General features: G+C 68.9%; 14 protein-coding genes. 9 read left to right on the top strand and 5 right to left on the bottom strand.

Annotated elements, in window-relative coordinates; all coding sequences use genetic code 11:
• Positions 1–6: 6 nt before the first annotated feature.
• On the bottom strand, positions 7–1,689 hold the full coding sequence (locus tag ACYJSS_RS29095; RefSeq protein WP_236206447.1) for a flavin monoamine oxidase family protein: 1,683 nt from the start codon (positions 1,687–1,689) through the stop codon (positions 7–9).
• 406 nt (positions 1,690–2,095) lie between these two features.
• Between ACYJSS_RS29095 and ACYJSS_RS29090 the strand changes: the two genes are divergently transcribed.
• A complete protein-coding gene (locus ACYJSS_RS29090; RefSeq protein WP_459481153.1) occupies positions 2,096–2,971 on the top strand; it encodes a fimbrial protein in 876 nt (291 codons plus the stop codon).
• Positions 2,972–2,975: 4 nt separating this feature from the next.
• Here ACYJSS_RS29090 and ACYJSS_RS29085 read toward each other — a convergent pair whose 3' ends face one another.
• Entirely contained in the window at positions 2,976–3,446 is a 471-nt protein-coding gene (locus ACYJSS_RS29085; RefSeq protein ID WP_236206445.1) for an Lrp/AsnC family transcriptional regulator, read from the bottom strand.
• A gap of 211 nt (positions 3,447–3,657) precedes the next feature.
• Here ACYJSS_RS29085 and ACYJSS_RS29080 point away from each other — a divergent pair, with 211 nt between their 5' ends.
• Entirely contained in the window at positions 3,658–4,623 is a 966-nt protein-coding gene (locus tag ACYJSS_RS29080) for a fimbrial protein (protein ID WP_236206444.1), read from the top strand.
• A gap of 5 nt (positions 4,624–4,628) precedes the next feature.
• Here the strand turns inward: ACYJSS_RS29080 and ACYJSS_RS29075 are convergent, their stop codons facing one another.
• Positions 4,629–5,663, bottom strand: coding sequence for an AraC family transcriptional regulator (locus tag ACYJSS_RS29075; protein WP_236206443.1), 1,035 nt, complete (start codon positions 5,661–5,663; stop codon positions 4,629–4,631).
• Positions 5,664–5,671: 8 nt separating this feature from the next.
• Positions 5,672–6,589 (bottom strand): GGDEF domain-containing protein, encoded by a 918-nt coding sequence (locus ACYJSS_RS29070; RefSeq protein WP_236206442.1) that lies wholly within the window; start codon positions 6,587–6,589, stop codon positions 5,672–5,674.
• Between the two features lie 411 nt (positions 6,590–7,000).
• Here ACYJSS_RS29070 and ACYJSS_RS29065 point away from each other — a divergent pair, with 411 nt between their 5' ends.
• The 6 genes from ACYJSS_RS29065 (at position 7,001) to ACYJSS_RS29040 (ending at position 15,556) form a co-directional block, all read left to right on the top strand.
• Positions 7,001–9,529 (top strand): TonB-dependent receptor, encoded by a 2,529-nt coding sequence (locus ACYJSS_RS29065; protein WP_236206441.1) that lies wholly within the window; start codon positions 7,001–7,003, stop codon positions 9,527–9,529.
• 58 nt (positions 9,530–9,587) lie between these two features.
• Positions 9,588–11,516 carry a phytase gene (locus ACYJSS_RS29060; protein WP_236206440.1) on the top strand — a complete coding sequence of 643 codons (1,929 nt, stop codon included), beginning with the start codon at positions 9,588–9,590 and terminating at the stop codon, positions 11,514–11,516.
• Positions 11,517–11,588: 72 nt separating this feature from the next.
• A complete protein-coding gene (gene tolQ / locus ACYJSS_RS29055) occupies positions 11,589–12,293 on the top strand; it encodes a protein TolQ (RefSeq protein ID WP_236206439.1) in 705 nt (234 codons plus the stop codon).
• An 8-nt stretch (positions 12,294–12,301) separates the two neighbouring features.
• Positions 12,302–12,748 (top strand): protein TolR, encoded by a 447-nt coding sequence (gene tolR / locus ACYJSS_RS29050; protein ID WP_021221553.1) that lies wholly within the window; start codon positions 12,302–12,304, stop codon positions 12,746–12,748.
• A complete protein-coding gene (locus ACYJSS_RS29045) occupies positions 12,745–13,560 on the top strand; it encodes an energy transducer TonB (RefSeq protein WP_236206438.1) in 816 nt (271 codons plus the stop codon). Before tolR ends, ACYJSS_RS29045 begins: the two co-directional genes overlap by 4 nt.
• Positions 13,561–13,597: 37 nt before the next feature.
• Positions 13,598–15,556 carry a PhoX family protein gene (locus ACYJSS_RS29040; protein ID WP_236206437.1) on the top strand — a complete coding sequence of 653 codons (1,959 nt, stop codon included), beginning with the start codon at positions 13,598–13,600 and terminating at the stop codon, positions 15,554–15,556.
• 157 nt (positions 15,557–15,713) lie between these two features.
• On the opposite strand, the gene ACYJSS_RS29035 is transcribed toward ACYJSS_RS29040, so the two are convergent.
• Positions 15,714–16,292: a hypothetical protein gene (locus tag ACYJSS_RS29035; RefSeq protein ID WP_236206436.1), complete on the bottom strand. Its 579-nt coding sequence runs from the start codon at positions 16,290–16,292 to the stop codon at positions 15,714–15,716.
• A gap of 273 nt (positions 16,293–16,565) precedes the next feature.
• Between ACYJSS_RS29035 and ACYJSS_RS29030 the strand changes: the two genes are divergently transcribed.
• A complete protein-coding gene (locus ACYJSS_RS29030) occupies positions 16,566–17,756 on the top strand; it encodes a GGDEF domain-containing protein (protein ID WP_158545561.1) in 1,191 nt (396 codons plus the stop codon).
• Positions 17,757–18,008 lie beyond the last annotated feature (252 nt).

Here is an 18,008-nt window from a genome sequence, read left to right as displayed (position 1 = left end):
TCCTGGTCATTCCGGCAGGGCGATGGGGCCGAGTTCGGCGAACACATCGCCCGGGCCGGGGTTGTCGGCATGGGTGGCACCGCCGTAGTGCCTCACGATCCCCCACACCGCGTTGAGCGAGGTCTGCACCGCGCCTTCCACCCAGGCCGGGGTCCAGGACACGTCGTCACCGGCGATGAACATGCCCTTGTGCTCGGCGGGCATGTCGTCCTGCATGAAGTGCGCGTACATGCGCTGGTTGTAGCGGTAGTGGCCCGGCAGCGCGCCCTTGAAGGCGCCGAGGAAATGCGGGTCCGCCTCCCAGGAGACGGTGATCGGGTCGCCGATGATGTGGCTGGCGATGTCCACGTCCGGGTAGATCTTCTTCAGCGCGTCCAGCGCCAGCTTCACCCGCTTCTCGATGGGCTGCGGGAGCATCTTCAGCGCGTCGCTCATCCAGGAGTAGGAGAGGCAGATCACCCCCGGCTTGTCGTCGCCGTTGTCGAACAGGTAGGTGCCGCGGGTGAGGCGGTCGGTGAGCGTCATGCTCATGGTGTCGCGGCCGGTGACCGGGTCCTTGTCCTTCCAGAAGGGCCGGTCGACCATCACGAAGGTCTTCGACGACTGCATGTAGCGGGTGCGGTCCAGGGCCATCCACATCTTCTGCGAGAACAGCGATTCCTCGCACTCGATCTGGGTGGTCAGCAGCCAGCTCTGGCAGGTGGTCAGCACCGCCGCGTAGTGGCGGGTGTCGCCCCAGGCGTCGGTCACCGCCAACTGGCCGTCGGCGGCGCGGGCGATGCGCTTGACCCCCGGGCGCGGCGCGCCGTTGTGCAGGGACGAAAGGCTGGTGCCCGCCGGCCAGTGGGCCATGCGCTCCGGCACGTGGCGCCAGATGCCCAGCGGCACCTGCTGCACGCCGCCCACCACCAGGTGCTGGTGGTCGTCGCAGTTGGTCATCACCACGCGGAAGATCTCCAGCATGGAGTTGGGGAAGTCCGAGTCCCAGCCGCCGGTGCCGAAGCCCACCTGGCCGAACACCTCGCGGTGGTGGAACGACAGCTTGGCGAAGGCCTTGGAGGTGGCGACGAAGTCGTAGAAGGTGCGGTCGTCCCAGAGCGGCACCAGGCTGTTCCACAGCGCTTTCAGGCGCTTGGTGTCGCGGTCGCGGATGGCCTGCTGGATCTCGCTGAACTGCGCGCCGTCCTCCAGCGCGTCGGCCCAGGCATCGGCCACCTCGCGGAACAGCGCCGGCAGGTCGGCCATCTTCTCGGCGTAGTAGGTCTTGCCCTCGAGGTCGATCACCGTGCTGCCGGAGGCCGGCGTCAGCGGGTTGGGGAAGGGGCGGGTCTCGAGGCCGAGCTTGTCGACGTAGTGGTAGAAGGCCGTGGACGACACCGGGAAGCGCATGCCGCCCAGCTCCGCGATGATCCCCTCGGTGCCTTCGAACGCTTGCGAGCGCAGGCGCCCGCCCATCTTCGAGGCCTCGTAGACCACGGGCTTGAGGCCCAGCTTCATCAGCTCGTAGGCGGCCACCAGCCCGGCGATGCCGGCGCCGACGATGGCCACTTCCTCGCCCTGGCGCTCGGCGGGAATGCTGCCCAGGCCGGCGGGGTGTTCGATCCAGTCATCGAAGGCGAAGGGGAAGTCGGGGCCGAAGATGGTGATCGGCTTCTTGCCGGCGGCGGGGTGGCGATTGGTGGTGTGCATGGCGACCTGAAGAATGAGAGGGCTGTCTGGGCAGCGTTGGCGTCATTCTAGGGAGGCTGTTTTTCGTCCATAAGACGTTTTGTGTCGTCACTAAGCCTGTTTTTATAGCGAAATGACGATCATTTTGATCGTTATGGCGAAGTTCCATTTTGCCCAGCCAGGCAGCGACGGAAAATTCATCCATGCATAGAGACAAGTCTTCCAACAGGGCAAGACGCGCGCGGGCCGGGTGCCGGTATGGATCGGCGATCATCCGGGCCTTCGAATCCGAAACACCGGGAGATGCCTCATGCACGCTGGGCTCGTTCGTTCATTCATCCTTTCCTTCTCGATACTGGTGATCAGCCAGCAGCCTGCGTGGGGGATCACGGCCTACTGCAAGATGGCTGCCGGGGCGCCCCCGACCATGGCCCCCCTGCCACCGGAACTGGTGGTGCCGCGCGACGCGCCGAATGGCCTCGTGCTGTTCGATACCCAGCGCTGGGTCCAGGGCGGCAAGGCGGACGTCACTTGCGGCGGGTTCCTGCAGCACGGCGACCTCTGGCTGCGCCGGGGCTTTACCAGCGGGGCGAGCGTTGCGGGGCATGCGAACGTCTACCCCAGCGGCGTGCCGGGCATCGGCATCCGCGTGGCCTGGTCGCGGAACGCGACGACGCTGCCGGCGCAGATGAGTGGCGGCGAGTTCATGAACTCGCCGCGCAAGACGGACGCGCTGGCCTGGGGCCGCTACACCCCCGCGAGCAACTGGTGGATCCAGTTGATCAAGACCGGGCCGATCTCCAGCGGCACCTACAGCATCCCGAGCGTGGAGGTGCACTACCACGACGAGCGCACCAACGCCCTGGTCTTCCCCGCCATCGCCATCGCCTTCCAGGCTCGCAGTTGCCGCCTGGTCGAAGGCAGTGTCCTCACCCGCACGTTGCACAAGACCTGGCTCAAGGATTTTTCCGGCATCGGCAGCACTGCCTGGCCGCTCGATGTCAGCATCGACCTGGAATGCGATCCCGACCTCGACATCGCCTACCGTCTCGACGGGCTGACCCATGATGCGTCGACCCTGAAGAACACCGTTGGCATCACCCTGGCACGTGGCGTCGGGGTGCAACTGACCGACCCGCAGGGCATCCCGCTGACGATCGGCAGCGAGCATCCCCTCGGGCGCAGTGCGGTGGGCGATAAAATCGTGCGCATCCCGCTGATGGCCCGCTACCGCCAGGTCGAGGAGCTGGTGACTCCCGGCCATGTGGTCGCCACGGCCACGCTGACCCTGTTCTACCGCTGACCGCTCAGGCCGGGCCCGGCAATGGCTGGCCCCGGTCGATCTTGCAACTGAGGATGATGGAGGTGGTGGTGCGCTCCACCCCCTCCACATTGCCGATCTCATCCAGCAACAGGTCCAGCCGCTCCGGCGACTCGGCCCGCAGCCAGGCCACGTAGTCGAACTCCCCGCTCACCGTGCACAGCAGCTGGACCTCGGCCATGCCAGTCAGCCGGCGCAGCACGTCCTTGCCACTGCGGGGCCGCACGGTGATACCTACATAGGCTTGCAGGCCCCCCTCCGCAACCCGCTGGCCCAGGCGCACCCCGTAGCCGCTGATGACACCGGTGCGCTCAAGGCGTGCCAGGCGTGAGTTCACCGTGGTGCGCGCGATGCCCAGGCGGCGGGCAAGGGTGGCGACGCTTTCCCGTGCATTGATCTGCAAGGCGGCGATCAGTTGGCGGTCGGTTTCGTCGAGAAAGGCGGGTGCATCTGGCATGGCGAGGCTTCGGGCGGGTCAGGGAGTGACAAGGCTACCCGAATGCCCGCTGAAGTCACGGTGTGCCGGTGAAGCGGCCGGCGGAGCCGTGCCATCCGGCGATCAGCGGTGATGGCCTACAGCTAGGGGCGGATTGCCCGAGGCTTTTTCCTACGTGTCGCCACTTTTGCGGTCGTTAGGATTTTCGCTCGCATTCTCTTTGGGCGATCCCATGAACCTTCTCATCTGCAGCAGGCTGGCAGGCGCTCTGGCGCTCCTCGTTTCCGGACTGGCCTGGGGGGCCAGTTGCAGCGGCTCGGGCCAGAAGACCCTCTACCCGCTGCCCACAACCCTTTCACAGCAGCGCGACGCCCCGGTCGGTACGGTGCTTTTCGATACCAACGGCTGGGTCGGTACGGGGGAGGCCAGCGCGTCCTGCTCCGGGCCGGGCACCCTCTGGCAGGACCGCGGCTACGTCGATGGGCCCGCCCGGACGGCCCTTGAACACGTCTATGAAACCGGGGTGCCCGGCATCGGCATCAAGGTGGCCTGGAGCAACAACGCCAACCGCCCGCCCGCCACCATGAGCGGCGGCGCCTTCATGGGCTTCCCGCGCACCGTGACGGAGATCTCGGCTACCAGCTACGTGCCCGCCCAGCGCTGGTGGATCCAACTGATCAAGACCGGGCCCATCGAGACGGGCACGCTCAAGCTCAACCCGATCCGGGTCTACTACCACAACCTGCTGACCAACGAGCTGACCTTCCCGCCCACCCAGCTGGTTTTCACCAAGAAGGGCTGCAGCCTGCGCACCCCTGACACCACGGTGACGTTGCCGACCACCAACCTGCATCACTTCACTGGGGTCGGCAGCACGACCCGGGAGAAGGCCTTCAGCCTGAATCTCGATTGCGACCCGGATATCCGCATCTCCTACCGTGTGGACGGGCTGCATGAAGCCGGCTCGGTGCTCAAGAACGTGATAGGCCGGGACATGGCCAGGGGCATCGGCGTGCAATTGCTCAAGGGCAATGGCGGGGCGCCCCTGGCGCTGGGCGTCAGGAACGAGCACCTGAACACCGGCACCGCTGGCGGTCCCAGCGCGATTCCGCTGGTCGCGCGCTACTACCAGCTCGAGCCCACGGTCAGCCCGGGGCAGGTGCTGACCACCGCCATCCTCACCCTGTTCTACGAGTAGCGCGGTCAGGCCCCGAACAGCTGGCGCAGCGCGCTGGGGGAGAGCCCCGTCCAGCGCCTGAGCGAGCGGCGGAAGTTGGTGCTGTCGTGAAAGTGCAGGTACGCCGCCACCTCGTCGTTGCCGTAGCCCTTGATGCGGTAGAGGTAGAGCGCCACGTGCTTGCGCACCAGGTCGCGCTGCTCCTGGTAGTGCGTGCCGTGCTTGGCCAGCTTGCGCTTGAAAGTGGCCGGGCTCATGGCGAAGGCCTGGGCCGCATCCTCCAGCACCGGCGCCTCGCGCACCCGCTCCAGCAGCCAGCCGTAGAGCCGGTCCAGCAGGCTGGCGCGATGGCCCAGCGCCGCCAGGTGGCGCGCGCATTCCTGGCGTGCAACCTGGCCGGCGGTCTGCGACGCCTCCGGCAGCGCCCGGGTCAGCCAGGCGCGCGGCACCTGCATGGCGTCCACGTGCTGGTCGAAGCGCACCTCCTCCCCCAGGTGCACCCAGTACTGCTCGATGCAGCGCGGCTGGGCATGGGCGAAGTGGTAGCGCCACGGCAGCCGCTCCCCGCCCAGGCGCCGGCACAGCGCCGCCACCGCCGTCATGCTCGCCTCCAGCAGGAAGCGCCGGTGTTCCCCCGCCCCGCAGGCGTCCACCCAGTAGAGCCAGGCGTCCTGCTCGTCCAGCAACAGCCGGGGCGCCAGCAACGGCGTCAGCAGCGACCGCTGGCGGATCAACTGGCCCAGCGCATCCTGCAGGTGCTCGGCGTGCAGCAGGGTGTGGCTGGCGGCGCCGTAGTGGCCGGGCAAAAGCCGCTGGCCGAAGAGAAAGGCCGTGTCGTCGGCCGCCAGCAGGCGCCGGGCGTTGCCGATCAGCCCGAGGAACTGCTGCGGGCTGACGAGCTGCCCGCCGGCGAGGATGTCCTCGTAGAACAGCCCGGTCCCCCGCAGCAGGCGATGGCTGTCGATCCCCCGCGAGAGCGCCAGGTCGATCAGCACCGCCGGCTGGCCGTGGGCCGGGATGAAGCGGCTGTCGCACTCGTACCAGTCACCCCTGATGGTCATCGCGCACCTCAGGCACTATGGGCCAGGCGCGGCGAGCGGGCCTTCGCCAGGGCCAGGTTGAGCCGTTGCAGCAGCGCCTCGGGGCTTTCCTCCAGCGCCATCGCCACTGCCGTGCTGGCGCGCAGTTGCAGGCGCTCGCCGTGCTGGCGGGTGCGGTGGGCGAAGTGCGCCACAGCCTCGCCCAGCTCCGTGGCCAGCTGGTGCGCCTGGCGCTCGCCGGTGTTCGGCAGCAGCACCACGAAGCGGTCGCCGGCCAGGCGGCAGAGCAGGTCCTGGCGGCGCAGGTTGAGCAGCAGCAACTGGGTCAGCGCCAGCAGCAGGTGGTCGCCTTCGTCGTGGCCGAAGCGGTCGTTGACCTGGCTGAAGTCATCGATGTCGAGGATCACCAGCGACAGCGGCTGGCCGTCCGCGGCGGCCTCGCCCAGGCCCAGCTCCAGCTGGCGGCGCAGGTAGTCGGCGTCGCCCAGCGGGGTGAGCGTGTCGAACTGGCGGTGCTCGCGGAACAGCCGCTCGCGCTTCTCCATCTGCGCGCTGATGGCCAGCTGCTCGCGGTGCCAGTGGTAGATGCCCAGGGTCAGCAGCACCAGGCCGATGGGCATGGGCACCGACTCCAGCCAGTGGTCCCAGTGCACCGTGTCGGGCATGCGGATGAACTCATCGAGGCTGTCGATCCACCAGGAGAAGAACACCCCCGCCAGCCCCAGCACCAGCAGGTTGGTGACCCGCCCGGCGGGCCGGCTTTTCAGCACCAGGCCGATCCACACCAGCGCCAGCAGCGCCGAGCCGCCCTCGCCGAGGATGTCCAGCCAGACCCACTCCGACGCCGCCTTCAGGTCGCCCACCGCCAGGTGCAGCAGCAACCCGGCATTGGCAGCCAGGAACAGCGCGGTGAGCTTGAGGCGATGCAGCTTGAGCAGGGAGGTCATGGCGGTGTCCGGGAGGTTCGACCGGGCCAGCAGAGCAGATGATTGTGACGGCGAGGTTGCAGCGCCGGAGCGGGGTGGGAGGGTCGGATCGGCTCAGGGCAGGTGCGTGGATTTTCAGGTGTCCGGGGTGCATTTCGTAGGGGCGAATTCATTCGCCAGGCAGCCCGCAGGGCTGCCCCGTGTGGCCTGGACGCTGCGTCGCCCCTGCGGGGCGGTGGGCGAATGAATTCCCCTACAGCGGCGCTGGCGGGTCCTATCAGCTCAAAACCCCAGGGTTACCCCCGCAAAACCCCGCCATTGGGGCCCTGTGCCGTTGTCCTGTCACAGAAGCTTCATCCGCGCTGCCTAGCGTCCGCTCCCAAGTTGCCGGGCCATTTGCCCGGCCTGGATTCCATCCTGGGGAGAGCATTCATGTACAAGCGCAGCACCGCCGCCCGGCTCGCGGGCTTCACCTTCAGCGCGCTGAGCCTGGCCATGGCCGGCGTCGCGCTGGCCGCCGACGAGGACGCCGCCGGCGCCACCGAGCACGTCGAAGTGGTCGGCCAGGCCGTGAGCATCGACAAGGCCCTGAAGGAGCAGCGCGCCTCCGACAGCGTTGAAAGCGTGGTGCATGCCGACGGCGTCGCCCAGTTGCCGGACCAGAACGCCGCCGAAGCGGTGCAGCGCCTGCCTGGCGTCTCGGTGGAGCGCGACCAGGGCGAAGGCCGCTTCGTCAGCGTGCGCGGCCTGGGCCCGGACCTGAACAGCGTCACCATCAACGGCACCCTGGTGCCGGCCCCGGAAAGCGACCGCCGCGCCGTGGCCCTGGATGTGTTGCCCGCCGAGCTGGTGCAGTCGCTCACCGTGATCAAGACCCTCACCCCGGACATGGACGCCAACTCCCTCGGCGGCACCGTCGACGTGGAGAGCCTCTCCGCCTTCGACCACGAGGGCCTGTTCTACACCGGCAGCACCGAGGCGAGTTACGACGAGAACACCGACAAGACCAGCCCCAAGTTCTCCGGCGCCATCAGCGACCGCTTCAGCCTGGGCGAGGGCATCGACAACTTCGGCGTGGCCGCCGCCCTGAGCTGGCAGGAGCGCAAGTTCGGCTCCGACAACGTCGAGACCGGCGGCGCCTGGGACTTCGAGGACGGCGCCCGCCTGGAGGAACTGGAACAGCGTGACTACGCCATCACCCGCGAGCGTGCCGGCGGCGGCCTCAACTTCGACTACAAGCCCGACGACAGCTCCAGCTACTACCTGCGCACCCTCTACAGCCGCTTCAAGGACAGCGAGACGCGCAACGCCGCCGGCATCGAGTTCGACGACGCGCGCCTGCCCGGCGAAACCGGCGACGGCGAGGGCTACCGCGAGCTGAAGGACCGCGAGGAAACCCAGGAGATCCAGTCCTACGTGTTCGGCGGCGAACGCATGATGGGCCTGTGGACCCTGAGCGGGCAGGCCGGCTACAGCCAGTCCAGCGAAGACAGCCCCGGCCACATCGCCGGCGCCACCTTCGAAGGCACCCGCGACTTCACCGGCACCGGCTTCGACGACAGCAAGAAGCCCCGCCTCAACGTCGAGGACGCCTTCTACGACCCGGCCAACTTCGCCCTCGACCAGGTCGACTGGGAAAAGCAGAACACCGAGGACACCGAGAAGAACATCCGCCTCGACCTCGCCCGCGACTACGACCTCTCCGGCTACGCCGCCCAGGCCAAGTTCGGCGGCAAGCTCAGCCGCCGCGACAAGACCAACGACCTGGAAGCCTGGACCTACGAGGACCTGGACACCTTCTTCACCGACGAGCAGCTCAACCTCGGCCAGTTCCAGAAGGGCACCGTGCACTACGCCCTCGACCGCTTCGGCCCCGGCATCAGCGCCAGCGCCGTCAAGGGCCTGCTGGGCCAGCTCAACGCCGCCGACTTCTACAACGAGGAAGAGTCGCGGGTGAACGACTTCGACATGAGCGAAGACATCAACGCCGCCTACCTCATGAACACCCTGGACGTGGACGACTGGCGCTTCATCGCCGGCATGCGCTACGAGGGCACCGAGTTCGAGGCCAAGGGCACCGGCATCCGCGACGGCGACTTCGAAAGCATCGAGCGCAAGCGCGACTACCACCACTGGCTGCCCGGCCTGCACGCGCGTTACCAGATCGACAAGGACACCCAGCTGCGCGCCGCCTGGACCAAGTCCGTGGTGCGCCCGACCTTCGGCCAGCTGGCCCCGGGCTTCGTCATCGACGGCGACGAAGCCAGCTTCGGCAACCCCGACCTGTCGCCGCTGGAGTCGAGCAACTTCGACCTGGGCATCGAGCACTACCTGGGCCGCGCCGGCGTGGTCTCGGCCTTCGTCTTCTACAAGGACATCGACAACTTCATCTACAACACCGACCTGGCCGGCAGCGGCGCCTGGGCGACCTTCGACGAAGCCAACACCTTCGCCAACGGCGACAACGCCAAGCTCTACGGCCTGGAACTGGCCTACTCGCAGAAGTTCGACTGGCTGCCCGCCCCCTGGAACGGCTTGCTGCTGGGCGCCAACGCCACCTTCAGCCGTTCCGACGCCAGCATCGAGGGCTTCGACCAGGCCAGCGGCCGCACCCTCGAGCGCGACATCGACCTGCCCAACCAGTCCGACACCGTCGGCAACCTGATGCTGGGCTGGGAGAACGACACGCTCAGCCTGCGCCTCTCGGCCAACTACAAGTCCGACTACCTCTACGAAGTGGCCCCGGTGGGCGACCGCCAGCACGACCTGCACGTGGATGCGCAGACCTTCGTCGACTTCAGCGCCCGCTACTTCCTGACGAAGGAGCTGCAGCTGTCCTTCGAGGCGCAGAACCTCACCGACGAGAGCTACTACGTCTACACCGGCAGCCGCAGCTACAACGCCCAGTACGAGGAATACGGCCCCACCTACAGCCTCGGCCTGACCTTCACCCACTTCTGATCGCCGCGCCCTCCCCGCTAGGGGAGGGCCGTTCCCCCGTATCGCCTGGAACCGCCCGATGACCCACACCCGCACCCGCAACCCCCTGCTGCTCGCCGCCCTGCTCGGCCTGGCCGCCTGCCAGCCGCAGCCGGCCGCCGAAGCCCAGGCCCCGCAACTGGCTCTCAGCCCCTGGGGCGCCTCGGCCAAGGTCAGGGCCGACGACCTGCGCCCGCTGCCCGGCTCCGCCCTGCGCCTGGCCGCCAGCGAGCGCAACGGCCTGCTCCTGCTGGACGGCGAAGGCCGCGAGCTGGCGCGCCTGCCTGGCTCCTTCTCCAGCCTCGACCTGCGCAGCGCCGGCCCCAAGGGCGTGATCGTTGCCAGCCTCGACAACGCCACCCAGCAGGCCACCCTGGTGGGCCTGGATACCGAGACCCATCGCTGGGGCGCCCCGCTGCAACTGCCGGCCCGTGACTACGCCGTTGCCGGGCTCTGCCTGTACCGCGACGACGCCCGCAACCTCTACCTGTTCCTGGTGGGCGAGGACGGCCATGGCGAGCAGTGGCTGGTGGGCGCAGGCCCGCGCCTGAATGCCGAAGCCCGCCACGTGCGCGGCCTGGCCCTGCCGCCGGCCGCCGAGTACTGCCAGGTGGACGACGCCGCCAACCGCCTGTTCGTCAACGAAGAGAACGTCGGCCTCTGGGCCTACCCGGCCCACCCGGAAGCCGACAGCGCCCGCGTGCCGGTGGACCTGGTGGCCCCCTTCGGCGGCCTGGCGAAAAGCGCCGGCGCCATGGCCGTGGTCCCCGGCGGCCTGCTGGCGCTGGACCCCTCCGCCGCCCGCCTGCACCTCTACCAGCAGCAGGGCGAGGCCTGGAACGCGGTGGCCAGCCTGGCGCTGCCGGGCCTGGACGAGCCCGAGCGCATCGCCGTGGCCGCCAGCGCCCAGGGCACCGACCTGCTGCTGCAGGACGACGCCAGCGGGCGCCTCTACCAGGGCCGGCTGGACTGGCAGGCGCAGCCCGTGGCCCTGCCGCCGGTGCTGCCCAGCGTCGCCGCCCTGCGCCAGAGCGAGCCGGTGGGCCGCCAGGGCGACGCGGCGGACGACCCGGCCATCTGGGTCAACCCCAACGATGCGGCCGCCAGCCGCGTGCTCGGCACCAACAAGAAGCAGGGCCTGCTGGTCTACGGCCTCGACGGCCAGCTGCTGCAGGAGCTGCCGGTGGGCCGCCTGAACAACGTCGACGTGCGCCCCGGCTTCGTCCTGGGCGGCCAGCGGGTCGACCTGGCGGTGGCCAGCAACCGCGACACCAACAGCCTCAGCCTGTTCGCCATCGACCGCGTCACCGGCGAGGTGAAGCCGGCCGGCGAGGTGCGCACCCCGCTCAAGGAGATCTACGGCATCTGCCTGTTCCAGCCGGCCTCCGGCGAGCTCTACGCCTTCGCCAACGGCAAGGACGGGCGTTTCCTGCAGTACCGCCTGGACGGCGCCAGCGGCGAGGCGAGCGGGCAACTGGTGCGCGAGTTCCGCGTCGAGAGCCAGCCCGAGGGCTGCGTCGCCGACGACCAGCGCCAGCGCCTGTTCATCGGCGAGGAAGACGTCGGCGTCTGGGCCCTGGACGCCCGCGCCGACGCCCCCGCCGACCTCAAGTCGGTGATGAAGGTGGGCGAGACGCTGCACGCCGATGTCGAGGGCCTGGGCCTGTACCAGAGCGAGGCCCGCGACTACCTGGTGATCTCCAGCCAGGGCAACGACAGCTACGTGGTGCTCGACGCCGAGCCGCCCTTCGCCCTGCGCGGTGCCTTCCGCGTCGGCCTCAACGCCGCCGCCGGCATCGACGGCGCCTCGGAGACCGACGGCCTGGAAGTCACCTCCGCCAACCTCGGCGGCCCCTGGACCCAGGGAATGCTGGTGGTGCAGGACGGCCGCAAGCGCATGCCCGAGCAGACCCAGAACTTCAAGTTCGTGCCCTGGGCCGAGGTGGCCCGGACCCTGGGCCTGCACTGACCTGTCATCAACCCGTCATCGCCGCGTAATCGAATAGGGCCCCGCGGGGCCCGGCAACACGAGGAACCAACCATGCACGCAACACTGGAACAGATGACCGTCTGGGGCCTGATCAGCGACGCCAGCCTGCTGGTGAAAGGGGTGATGGCGATCCTGCTGCTCGCCTCCCTGTTCAGCTGGTACCTGATCGTCCAGCGCGGCGCCCTGCTGGCGCGCGTCGAGCGCCAGGCCAAGGCCTTCCAGGCGCGCTTCCGTGGCACCGCCGAACTCGGCCAGCTGCAGCGCAAGGACGGCGAGCCGGACGAGGACGCCGCCCTGGAGCGCATCTTCCACGCCGGCTACCAGGAATTCGCCCAGCTGCGCCGCGAGCCGGGCATCGCCCCGGAGAGGGTGGTGGACGGCGTCGAGCGCAGCCTTTACGTCGCCATCGCCGAGGAGGAAGAGCGCCTGGAGAAGGGCCTCACCTTCCTCGCCACCGTCGGCTCGGTCAGCCCCTACATCGGCCTGTTCGGCACCGTGTGGGGGATCATGAACTCCTTCATCGGCCTGTCCCAGGTGCAGCAGGCGACCCTCTCCACCGTCGCCCCGGGCATCGCCGAAGCGCTGATCGCCACCGCCATCGGCCTGTTCGCCGCCATCCCCGCGGTGATCGCCTATAACCGCTTCTCGGCCCGCGCCCAGGGCCTGGTGGCGCGCTACTACGCCTTCGGCAACGAACTGCAGGGCCGCCTGCAACGCCGCCTGGCCGGCGCCAACCCCGTCGCCGCCGCAGCCTGAGGTGCAGCATGCTCGTCCGTCCCCAGCGCAAGCACGGCCCCAAGGCCGAAATGAACGTGGTGCCCTACATCGACGTGATGCTGGTGCTGCTGGTGATCTTCATGGTCACCGCGCCGATGCTCACCCAGGGCGTGAAGATCGAACTGCCCAAGGTGGCCAGCGAGGCGCTGCCCCGTGACAGCCAGCAGCGCATCCTCACCCTCTCGGTGAAGGCCGACGGCGGCTACTACTGGAACCTGGGCACGGAGCTGGACACCGAAAGCCAGACCGACAGCGCCGTGGCCCTGGAGGAGATGACCGCCAAGGTGGGCGCGCTGATCGCCGAGCGCGGCGACACCCAGGTGTACATCCGCGCCGACCAGGACGCCGGCTACGGCAAGGTGGTGGCAGCCATGGCCGCGCTGCAGCAGGGCGGGGTGGCCAACCTGGGGCTGATCACCGAGGCGCCGCAATGAGCGTGATGGTCATGAGCGATGCGCCTCTCTCCCGTCTGTCGCTGCCCAGCGCCCGTACCTGGCGCAACGCCTTCGCCGCCGGCTGCGCCCTGGCCCTGCACCTGGGCGTGCTGGCGCTGCTGATAGCCGGCTGGGCCCCCGAGCGCCCCGCCGAACCGGCCCAGCGGGTGCTTACCACCCAACTGATCAGCCTGCCTGCGCCAGCCCCCGAACCGGTTCCCGCGCCGGTGCAGCCGGCTGTCGCGGAAGCCGCCCCGGTGGAACCGCTGCCGACGCCCGTCGAGCCGGTGCCGCCGCAGGCGGACCCGCGAATCGAGCAGCGCAAGCTGGAGCAGGCCGCCCTGGCCCGCAGGCGCGTGGAAGAACAGAAGCGCCAGGAGCAGGTGCAGCGGGAAACCCAGCGCCGCGAGCAGCAGCGCCTGGAGGCCGAGCGCGCCGCCGCCGAGCAGCAGCGCCAGCAAGAGCTGGCCCGCCAGGCGGAACAGCAACGCCTGGCTGCCGAGCGTGCCCGCCAGGCCGCTGCCGAAGCCACCGCCAACAGCCGCCAGTACCTGCCCATCGCCAAGGAGGCGCCGGACTACCCCCAGCGCGCCCTCGACAAGGGCATCCAGGGCGACTGCACGGTGGAGTACCGGGTCAACCCGCAAGGCCGCGTCGAGGACCCGCAGGTGGTGGGCGACTGTCACCCGTTGTTCATCCGCCCGTCACTGGCCGCGGCGCAGACTTTCCGCTACCAGCCGCGCCTCGAAAACGGCCAGCCCGTGGCCGTGCCCGGCGTGCGCAACACCTTCCACTACCGCATCGAACGCTGAGCGCGCAGCGCCGGCGCATAACCAGAAGAGAGACGTGATGAACCGGGACTACGACGCTTTCCACGCCGCACTCGCCGCCCACGACGACGTGGCCATCAACCCCAGCGGCAACCGCCCCCTGGACCAGATGGTCGATGCCGGCCGCCGCAACGTGCTCAAGGGCGGCCTGGCCATGGCCGCCCTGGGCTTCTTCGGCGGCGGCATCAGCGCCTGCCGCGCGGTGGCCGGCGACGCCCTGCTGGGCTTCAAGGGCGTGCCCCAGCAGTTCGATGCGAAATTCGACCAGGTCATCGTCGCCGAGGGCTACAGCGCCCGGCCGTTCTTCTCCTGGGGCGATGCCGTGCTCGCCGATGCCCCGGCCTTCAAGGGCGACGCCAGCGAAACCTGGGAGGACCAGCTCAAGCAGGCCGGCGACAACCACGACGGCATGCACTTCTTCCCCTTCCCGGAGGCGCCCGACGACCACGGCCTGCTGGTGATCAACCACGAGTACATCAACCCCACCCTGCACGCCGCCGGCATCGTCTACGTCGATGGCAAGCGCAAGGTGGAGGACGTGAAGAAGGAGCAGGCCGCCCACGGCGTCAGCGTCATCGAGGTGAAGAAGGACGGCGACGGCCACTGGCAGCGGGTCGCCGGCTCGCGCTACAACCGCCGCATCTCCACCCTCACGCCCCTGCAGCTCAGCGGCCCGCTGGCCGGCCACCCGCTGATGAAGACCGCCTCCGACCCCAGCGGGCGGGAGGTGATCGGCACCCTCAACAACTGCTCCATGGGCGTCACCCCCTGGGGCACCTACCTCGCCTGCGAGGAGAACTGGCACAACTACTTCATCAACCGCGACGCGGCCGACCATGCCCAGCGCGTGTCGCACAAGCGCTACGGCATCGCCAAGGAAGGGCTGAGCAAGAACTACGGCTGGGAGACCGCCGACGCCCGCTTCGACGCCACGCCCTACCGCGACCAGCCCCACGACGGCCACGTGCAGGAACCCAACCGCTTCGGCTGGGTGGTGGAGATCGACCCCTTCGACCCCACCAGCAAGCCGAAGAAGCGCACCGCCGTCGGCCGCTTCTGCCGCGAGTGCTCCACCCTGTCCCTCGGCAAGGACGGGCGCATGGCCTACTACTACGGCGACGACACCAAGGGCGAGTACATCTACAAGTTCGTGCCCAGCGGCCGCTTCGACGCCGCCAACCCCAAGGCCGCCCGCGACCTGCTGGACGAGGGCACCCTCTACGTCGCCCGCTTCGACGACGACGGCAAGGGCCAGTGGCTGGCCCTGGTGCACGGGCAGAACGGCCTCACCGCCGAGAACGGCTTCCCCAGCCAGGCCGAGGTGCTGCTCAACGCCCGTGCCGCCGGCGACGTTCTCGGCGCCACGCCCATGGACCGCCCCGAGTGGGTGGCCGCGCACCCGGAGACCCGCGAGGTCTACGTCACCCTCACCAACAACGACGAGCGCGGCACCAAGAAGCCGGTGAACGCCGCCAACCCGCGCCCGCACAACCTGCACGGGCAGATCCTGCGCTGGAACGAGGCGGGCGGCGACCCCACCGCCACCACCTTCGAATGGGAGATCTTCCTCCTCGCCGGCGAACCCCAGGGCGCCAGGGACGACAAGGGCCAGCCGGTGCCGGCCAACCTCATCGGCACCATCAACGGCGACGCCTTCTCCTCGCCGGACGGCCTGGCCTTCGACCCCGCCGGCCGCCTGTGGATCGAGACCGATTTCGACGACATCGAACCGGCCATGGCGCGCATTGGCTGCAACCAGCTGCTCTGCGCCGACCCCAGGACCCGTGAGGTGCGCCGCTTCCTCGTCGGCCCGCGCGGCTGCGAACTCACCGGCATCACCTTCACCCCGGACGGCCGCAGCATGTGGGTCAACATCCAGCACCCCGGCATCAGCTACCCCGCCAGCGACGGCAAGAGCCGCCCGCGCTCCACCACCGTGCTCATCACCAAGAACGACGGCGGCGTGATCGGCAGTTGATGCAGGCGATGATGGACCGCTCTCCGTAGGTTGGCGCCGAGCGCAGCGAGGCCCAACGGTGCGGACTCGACTCCGCGCGTTGGGCCTCGTACCTCGGCCCAACCTACGGGCGTGCACGACGCTGGCTCTCGTAGGTCGGGTGAAACCCGACGCTCCGCTATGGCTTCGGTGGCCGCCTGTGCACGCCGGCCAGCACCTTGTCGGCGAAGGCGGCGGGGCCGCGCACTTCGAGGTAATGCACCTGCTCGCCATCGGGGATGAAGAACACCTGGTAGGGCTTGCCGTCCTGGCTGGTGCGCCAGGCGAAGAGTTCGATGCCGTCGATGCGGTAGGGGGTGAGGCTGGCCTTTTCGCTGCACAGGTCCATGGCCTGGCGCATGGCGAACACCCACTCGCGGGCCTCGGGCGTGGCGGCGCTGTCGTCGCCGAACAGCAGGCGCACCTGCTGCGCCGGTGTACCCAGGCCGGCATTGCCCAGCTCCTGCTGCGTCATCGGGTGGTGGGCGAGGCTGTGGCCGCCGGGGTAGCGGGCGATCAGCAGGTCGCCGCTGTGCAGCAGCAGCTCGGGCTGCTCCACCAGGCCCAGCTGCACCTTCTCCTTGCCCGCCAGCACCAGCGGCATGCCCGCCCGCTTTCCGCCGGCCAGTGTCTGTTGGGGGGCAGGGTGGTAGTCGCAGCCCTGGGCCAGAGCATTCGAGCCCATCACCAGCAGGGCCAGCGGCAGTAGCAGTTTCATCGTCGTCATCCATGCGTCTGTGAGGCGGCGAGCTTAGCAGCGCACCGGAACCACGGATGCGGCATTCAGTCGCGTCTTCAAGCGTTTCAACGGCATGGCGCCAGGGGGCGCGAGGCGGCGCCTGACGACCAGCGGTATGGCCTGAAACCCGCACAAGGATTGATGTGGGGACGGTTGGCGCTGGTGGCGCCATGCCATACTTTTGGCATGTCGGCTTTCATGGGCGATCCCCTGAAAGCTGTTTACCCGAGGGTGCGGGAGGTGAGGTCAGGGATGGATAAGGTCCAGCTGTTGCTCAGCCACTACGCCGAGAGCCGCTACACGCGGCAGCTCAACAAAGGCTTCGGCTGGCTGCGTTTCGAGCCCGAACTGGAGGCGGAATACCGCCTCTCCAACTACCGGGCCTTTCGCACCACGCGAATCGGCGCCCTCTGCACGCTGCTGCTGGCGCTGCTGTTCTTCCTCGGCTTCGACATCTTCTACGCCCTGCGCCACTACGATGCGACGCTGACCCCGGCGATCTTCGGCATGCGCCTGATCGCCCTGGCCGGGATCATGCTCTCGGCGACCATGGTGCTCTACGGCAACGATCGCTCGGCCGGCGCCTTCTGGGTGCCCTGCACCGTGTTCTTCATCGGCACCACGACGCTGGTCAGCAACATCCTCTACATGCAGGTGCTGGAGCAGGTCGGGATGCCCTTCAACCTCGACGGCATGATCCTGGTGCTGATCGCCATCTTCTTCCCCGTCGGCTACAGCTACTGGGGCTCGGTGGTCTGCGCGCTGGTCACCTTCATCACCATGCTGGTGGCGATCCCGGCCTTTCTGCCGGCGGGGTATCTCGACGACTTCGTCGCGCTGTCCATCTACCCGCTGGTCGCCATGTTCTTCGCCGGCATGTCGCGCTACTTCCAGGAGTCGGCCACGCGCCGCCAGTTCCTCACCCGCGCGGCGCTCAAGGAGCTGGCCGACAGCGACAGCCTCACCGGGCTGTTCAACCGGCGCATGTTCGAGATCCTGCTCGAGCGCGCCCTGCTCGAAAGCCAGCGCGAGCGCCATTGCCTGGGGCTGATGCTGGTGGATGTGGACTACTTCAAGTCCTACAACGACCGCTATGGCCACCCCATGGGCGATGCCGCCCTGCAGGCGGTGGCGGAGACCCTGGGCGCGCTGCCCCGGCGCTCCCTGGACATCGCCGCCCGCCTGGGGGGCGAGGAGTTCGCCCTGGTGTTCTGCGACCTGGTGCCGGACTTCGCCACCCGGACCGCCGAACGCGTGCGCCAGCGTGTCGAGGCCCTGGGCATCCCCCATGAGGGCTCGCAGGTTTCCGGCGTGCTGACGGTGAGCATCGGCGTGGCCCTGAGCGAGCCGGGCGACACCCGCGCCAGCCTCTACAAGCGCGCGGACGAGGCGCTCTACCGCTCCAAGGGCGAGGGCCGCAACCGCGTGACCGTGGCGGACTGAGGCACGGGCTGCGGGTCCCGTTCAGTGGGCCCCCGCGTTCGCGAGGGTGACGAGGGGGGGAGGGTTGTGCATACACCGTCATCCCCGCGGACGCGGGGAACCACTCGAAAGCATCGAGGCAGTTCCTGCGGGCCACGTCTAGTGGGCCCCCGCGTTCGCGAGGGTGACGAGGGGGTGGGGAGGTTGTGCATACACCGTCATCCCCGCGAACGCGGGGAGCCACTGGAAAGCATCGAGGCAGTTCCTGCGGGC

This window comes from Pseudomonas sp. No.21, from assembly GCF_054558415.1.
The sequence above is the reverse complement of the archived record's forward strand: the minus strand, read 5'-3'. Positions and strand labels throughout refer to the sequence as shown.

Excerpts from the sequence above, each read along its gene's own strand:
- ACYJSS_RS29060 (WP_236206440.1), top strand. The coding sequence starts at position 9,588 with ATGACCCACACCCGCACCCGCAACCCCCTGCTGCTCGCCGCCCTGCTC.
- tolR (WP_021221553.1), top strand. The coding sequence starts at position 12,302 with ATGCTCGTCCGTCCCCAGCGCAAGCACGGCCCCAAGGCCGAAATGAAC.
- tolQ (WP_236206439.1), top strand. The coding sequence starts at position 11,589 with ATGCACGCAACACTGGAACAGATGACCGTCTGGGGCCTGATCAGCGAC.
- ACYJSS_RS29090 (WP_459481153.1), top strand. The coding sequence starts at position 2,096 with ATGGCCCCCCTGCCACCGGAACTGGTGGTGCCGCGCGACGCGCCGAAT.
- ACYJSS_RS29045 (WP_236206438.1), top strand. The coding sequence starts at position 12,745 with ATGAGCGTGATGGTCATGAGCGATGCGCCTCTCTCCCGTCTGTCGCTG.
- ACYJSS_RS29065 (WP_236206441.1), top strand. The coding sequence starts at position 7,001 with ATGTACAAGCGCAGCACCGCCGCCCGGCTCGCGGGCTTCACCTTCAGC.
- ACYJSS_RS29085 (WP_236206445.1), bottom strand. The coding sequence starts at position 3,446 with ATGCCAGATGCACCCGCCTTTCTCGACGAAACCGACCGCCAACTGATC.
- ACYJSS_RS29095 (WP_236206447.1), bottom strand. The coding sequence starts at position 1,689 with ATGCACACCACCAATCGCCACCCCGCCGCCGGCAAGAAGCCGATCACC.
- ACYJSS_RS29035 (WP_236206436.1), bottom strand. The coding sequence starts at position 16,292 with ATGAAACTGCTACTGCCGCTGGCCCTGCTGGTGATGGGCTCGAATGCT.
- ACYJSS_RS29040 (WP_236206437.1), top strand. The coding sequence starts at position 13,598 with ATGAACCGGGACTACGACGCTTTCCACGCCGCACTCGCCGCCCACGAC.
- ACYJSS_RS29070 (WP_236206442.1), bottom strand. The coding sequence starts at position 6,589 with ATGACCTCCCTGCTCAAGCTGCATCGCCTCAAGCTCACCGCGCTGTTC.
- ACYJSS_RS29080 (WP_236206444.1), top strand. The coding sequence starts at position 3,658 with ATGAACCTTCTCATCTGCAGCAGGCTGGCAGGCGCTCTGGCGCTCCTC.
- ACYJSS_RS29075 (WP_236206443.1), bottom strand. The coding sequence starts at position 5,663 with ATGACCATCAGGGGTGACTGGTACGAGTGCGACAGCCGCTTCATCCCG.
- ACYJSS_RS29030 (WP_158545561.1), top strand. The coding sequence starts at position 16,566 with ATGGATAAGGTCCAGCTGTTGCTCAGCCACTACGCCGAGAGCCGCTAC.